4 protein-coding genes and 1 pseudogene are annotated in these 4,638 nt (G+C 40.4%); 1 reads left to right on the top strand and 4 read right to left on the bottom strand.

The annotated features are described in order from the left end of the window. From KIV40_RS05540 to KIV40_RS05530, 3 genes and pseudogenes are all read right to left on the bottom strand, one after another. Nucleotides 1–233, bottom strand: a pseudogene (locus tag KIV40_RS05540) (winged helix-turn-helix domain-containing protein); the annotation flags it as partial. A gap of 97 nt (nucleotides 234–330) precedes the next feature. Further along, entirely contained in the window at nucleotides 331–933 is a 603-nt protein-coding gene (locus KIV40_RS05535; protein WP_285348186.1) for a DUF924 family protein, read from the bottom strand. A 65-nt stretch (nucleotides 934–998) separates the two neighbouring features. Next, nucleotides 999–2,159, bottom strand: coding sequence for an iron-containing alcohol dehydrogenase (locus KIV40_RS05530; RefSeq protein WP_285348185.1), 1,161 nt, complete (start codon nucleotides 2,157–2,159; stop codon nucleotides 999–1,001). A 174-nt stretch (nucleotides 2,160–2,333) separates the two neighbouring features. On the opposite strand from KIV40_RS05530, the gene KIV40_RS05525 reads away from it, so the two are divergent. Then, nucleotides 2,334–2,930, top strand: coding sequence for a TetR/AcrR family transcriptional regulator (locus KIV40_RS05525; protein ID WP_285348184.1), 597 nt, complete (start codon nucleotides 2,334–2,336; stop codon nucleotides 2,928–2,930). 166 nt (nucleotides 2,931–3,096) lie between these two features. Here the strand turns inward: KIV40_RS05525 and KIV40_RS05520 are convergent, their stop codons facing one another. Beyond that, nucleotides 3,097–4,083 (bottom strand): DNA-binding protein, encoded by a 987-nt coding sequence (locus tag KIV40_RS05520; protein WP_285348183.1) that lies wholly within the window; start codon nucleotides 4,081–4,083, stop codon nucleotides 3,097–3,099. Between the last annotated feature and the right edge of the window lie 555 nt (nucleotides 4,084–4,638).

The raw sequence follows: 4,638 nt of genomic DNA, 5'->3' as shown, positions 1-4,638 counted from the left end.
ATCCAGCCATGAGATATTTTTGTTGATAATGTTGGGTGAACTGCATCAATAAAGACTATCGATTCATCCTCGCCACAGCTTGCCTTTAGCGCTTCATAAGCCTCGATGAAAGCTTGCTGTTTTGCTTCATCAAATTTGTGTGGAACGCCTTTCGGTTGCTTGTAGCTAAAACCATTGTGGTGAAGCCATTTGTTCATTCCTGAGACCGTGTAATCAAGTCCAAATGTCTCTTCGAATGGCATAGCTTTTGACACCCTGTTTGGCTTCCTTTCACTAAATCAATAACTCTCATCGATTTTCCGAATATACATAAGTCCTACATTCAAAATTTCAGCCTTGGCCAAACTTTTCAGCATCACGTAGATATTCAATCTCTTGTTCAGTTGAAGTACGAAACAGAATTGCGTTTCGATGAGGATAACGACCAAACTGTACAATTAGTTCTTGGTGCATCTTTGCGGCTCCAAAATACCGTTGTGCTTGTTCATGATGTTCTACTTTCGCTTCATTTATGATTTGTCTATACAAACCGATAGAGTCATCATGATCCACTAATCTCTCAGAGTGCATAAATGGCATATAGAAAAATACTCGTTCAATAAGGCTAAGGTCTTTGTCCAGCCCAGCAGCAATACCTTCACGGGATAAACTCAATGCATATTCATCACTCTCAAAGGCTTGAGGAGTCTTCCTAAAGATATTTCTAGAAAACTGATCCAGTAAAATGATAAGTGCTAATCGTCCTTGAGCTGTGTGTTTCCATCCATCTAGCTCCTTTCTTTTAGCTTGTTGCACTAGTTCAGAGAATCGCTCAATGATTTGCCTATCAACTTCTTGGCCACCAAACCACCACATCGGATTACGGTCGGTTTTTGGCCAATCATCCTTAATATCCCCAAACCAAAAATTTAGTATTTCTTGTACTTTTGTCATATTTCTATCCATCTGGAAAAATAGGCACAGCAAATGCTGTACCTACTTAAGAGTCAGAGTAATATTTACTTCGCCATATTTAAGATTTTGCGAACAGTATCTAATCCTAAGTCACCAGTCTCACTTAGCGCCGTCATGCCTTCTTTTTCTAGATTAGCTAGAATTAGTTCAATACCGTTATCATCGATGTCGTATGCACCTAACGTAGTTGGCGTATCTAGGCTCAAGAAGAATTGCTCTGTTAGGTCGATAGCCTTTGTAATTTTCTCGTCATCTGAACTATCAGAGATATTCCATACACGCTCTGCATACTGAAGTAATTTTGCACGCTTTTTATCCTTACGCTCTCGTAATAATGAAGGCAAAACAACGGCCAGAGTCGGTGCGTGTGCAATGCCAAATAGTGTAGTTAGCTCATGACCAATAAAGTGTGTTGACCAATCTTGTGGAACACCACTACCAATTGAGCCATTTTGAGCCGTCGTTGCACACCACATAAAGTTTTCACGAGCCTGTTTATCTGAGCTGTCTCTGTAAGTAACAGGCCCATCTTCAATTAGAGTTTTTAGAACACCTTCAGCTATTCGGTCTTGCACCTTTGCTCCTACAGGGAAGGTAAGATACTGCTCTATTGTATGTACGAATGCGTCAATTACACCATTTGCCACTTGGTGCTTAGGTAGCGTCATTGTTAGTTCTGAGTCCAGGAATGAGAATTTAGGGTAAAGAATTGGGGAAATAAACAAAGCTTTTTGACCGTTCAGTGTAATTACGCCAGCGCCATTAGTCTCAGACCCTGTAGCAGGAAGTGTAACAACACAGCCTAAATCCAGTGCTTCTGTAGAAGGAAGACCAGCAAAACCGTGTGATAATAGAGCTTCATATTCACTTGATTCTGTTTTAGCTGCAACAGCAATAAACTTAGTGCTATCCATTACCGAACCACCACCTACAGCAAGTAAGAAATCTACTTGCTCCGCTTTAACAACTTCAACAGCTCCAACTAGCGTTTCAAATTTAGGGTTCGGCTCAACCTTATCAAACTCAACAATTTTTCGTGTTTTCAGTGCACTCTTTACCCTATCAATAACACCAAACTTTTTAACAGCGGTGCCACCATAGATGATCATTACTTTTGCTTGTGCGGGGACCAAGTTATCAAGTTCATCCAGTCGTTTTTGACCAAACACTATTTGAGTTGGATTAAAGAAGTTGAAATCTAACATGTGTACTCCTGAATTTTACTGCGATAAAAATAAACCAATTGGTCTATTATAGGGTATGGGAGTTCTGTGGGGCTGTCAATAAATTAAACCGAATGGTCAAAAGGTGGGTTTGGTCTGAACATTAATGGTATACTTTATCCCTAATACAAAGCCCCTTAGCAACATATAGATTCCATGAAAAATACAAAAATCCACAAAAAAAAGGGAACTGAAACTAAAGAAAAAATTTTTAAAATCGGTGACCAACTGATATTGACTCATGGTTATCACGGTGTTGGGCTATCAGCAATTTTAAACGAATGTGGCATCCCTAAAGGCTCGTTCTACCACTATTTCAAATCAAAAGAAGACTTTGCAAATCAATTAATTCAAAAGCGTTCTAAACAACACTTAGAGTTACTACAAGAGCACTTTTCTACTCCTAACCGCTCTCAGAGGCAGTTGTTGCTTGATTGGTTACAATGCTTCGCTGATGAGTTTGAAATTCAAACCTCAATTATTCCATGTGTCGTCACTAAGTTGACTGGTGAGGTTGCTGCTATTGAAGGTTTAAGAAAGGATTTAGCTAAGACTATTGAACTGTGGCAAGAGGAATATGTAAAAGTAATTGAGATGGGGCAATCTGAAGGTTCTATATCCCAAGATATTGATCCTGAATTAACCGCTCAATTCATTCTGTCTAGCTGGATGGGCGCATTAAGTCAGATGAGTCTTGCCCGCTCTACGCAACCTATGCAAGCTTTGAAAGAGGCAGTTAAAAAGGTTGTTTAGGATACTGTCTACTTAGCCTCATTAAACATTACTAAAAATTGGTCAAATATTCAGCCGCTAATTAATTGACACAGTGATTCCAAACGCAGTTTGGGGCACCTTCGAGATCAAAAATGCCACGAATAAAAGCCTCAACATATCAAAAAGTGGAGGTGTGAGATTTAATTTATTGCTGTTGATATTGCATTAACTGCCCTTCCAGCTTCGCGCTTAGCTTTTGAACTTCACCAAGAGAAGCTTGTGTCTCTAGAAGAGCTACGTTCTTCTTGTTAAGCTCCGAATTTAAGCTTTCAATACGACTTTCGGTTCGAATATGTTCAGCTTTCTCTTCATCGTACTTGTCTTGCAACTGGTTATTGGCAGCCTTTTGATTAACGACCTGTTCAGTTAACGAAGTAGTCTGGCCTTGCAGCGAACCCAGCTCTTTCTCTGAATTTTTCAGATTTGCATTCAGTTCAACCATTTCGACGGACTTCTCCCCTAGCTGCTTAACTAGTTGCTCAACTTGACCTTGTGCTTTCGCTTTATCTGATTCGGCAGTATTAAGCTGTTTTTGCATCGTTGTGATCTGCTTTTGCATATCAGCTAGACGTTCATCACGCTCAGAAATGGTATCAAGCGCAGCTTTAGTCTCGTTTTTAGCAACATTAAGCGCCGCATTGAGCTGACTGTTTTCTTTGTGCTCTTTCTTCAACAGCTCTTGTAAGTCTGTGTTTGCTTCAAGCACATCTTCTAGCAGCTCGAATGCTCTATCTTGCTCTTGAATCGATTCCGCTTCACGTTTTGCTGCATTAGCTGCACGTTCATTTGCTTCTGCAATGGCTTGGTTAAGGCGCTGCTCAACTGTGTAATGAGCATGATCGTTGATCTGGTGAACAAGTTGCTCTACATCACCAAGCATGACCGACAAGCGCTCAGCAATTTCTGGCGGTAACTCCTGGTGGGTAATGGTTTTTTCGGTTGAGTCTGGAAGCATTGGAGCTAGGATTTCACCAGAATCCTCAAGAGCCTTAAACGCAGACATTAAGGCTGACGGACGGCCTGTACCAATCTTGTTACGCAGTGACGTTCCATTGATGTTTTTACCCTCAACCAAAAGCGCATTTGCTGCTTCAATCACTTGCTGATCTGAAAAAACTCTTTCTCTGGCCATGTTACGCTCCCCTGTCACTTTTAAAGTTTGTTTGTATGCTTGTTATCATACCAACAAGCAAACATACAACAAATCTGTACAAAATTAAACCAAACAGAAGCCCCTTATAGTCAAGAGTGCACAAAAGCGCAGAGGTTACCCTCTCATAGCCACGTAAAGAGCCAACCTTGGGGAAAAGTGATCATTTTAAGGATTAAGAGAGAAGATCGCGCCGAAATGAAATCGCATCACAAATAATTAACATTTAGACGAAAACTGTAATTTTCTTTCAGGGAGATAAAGAGAGAAATCAGGGAGGAAAAGAGTGACTTTTGCAATTCTGTTGTCATCGCAGCGTCGAAACAGGCAAAAGCCACTCTAAATTTAGCTATTTAACATATTACATCTAATCAACGCCACAGAATGAAATGCGGTAAATGTCTTTTACATTAGGTTTAAAAATGTCCGCCACTCTCCCCTTCCAGGTCCGCATGAGCGCTTATACTCTAGCGAGAGAAGTGGCCCCCAATTTTCGGACATGACTTTAAGTGATTGATCTGTTTGTATAGTACCTAA

Source organism: Vibrio sp. D173a (assembly GCF_030248475.1).
Note: the sequence above shows the minus strand (reverse complement) of the source record. Positions and strands in the feature narration are given on the sequence as shown.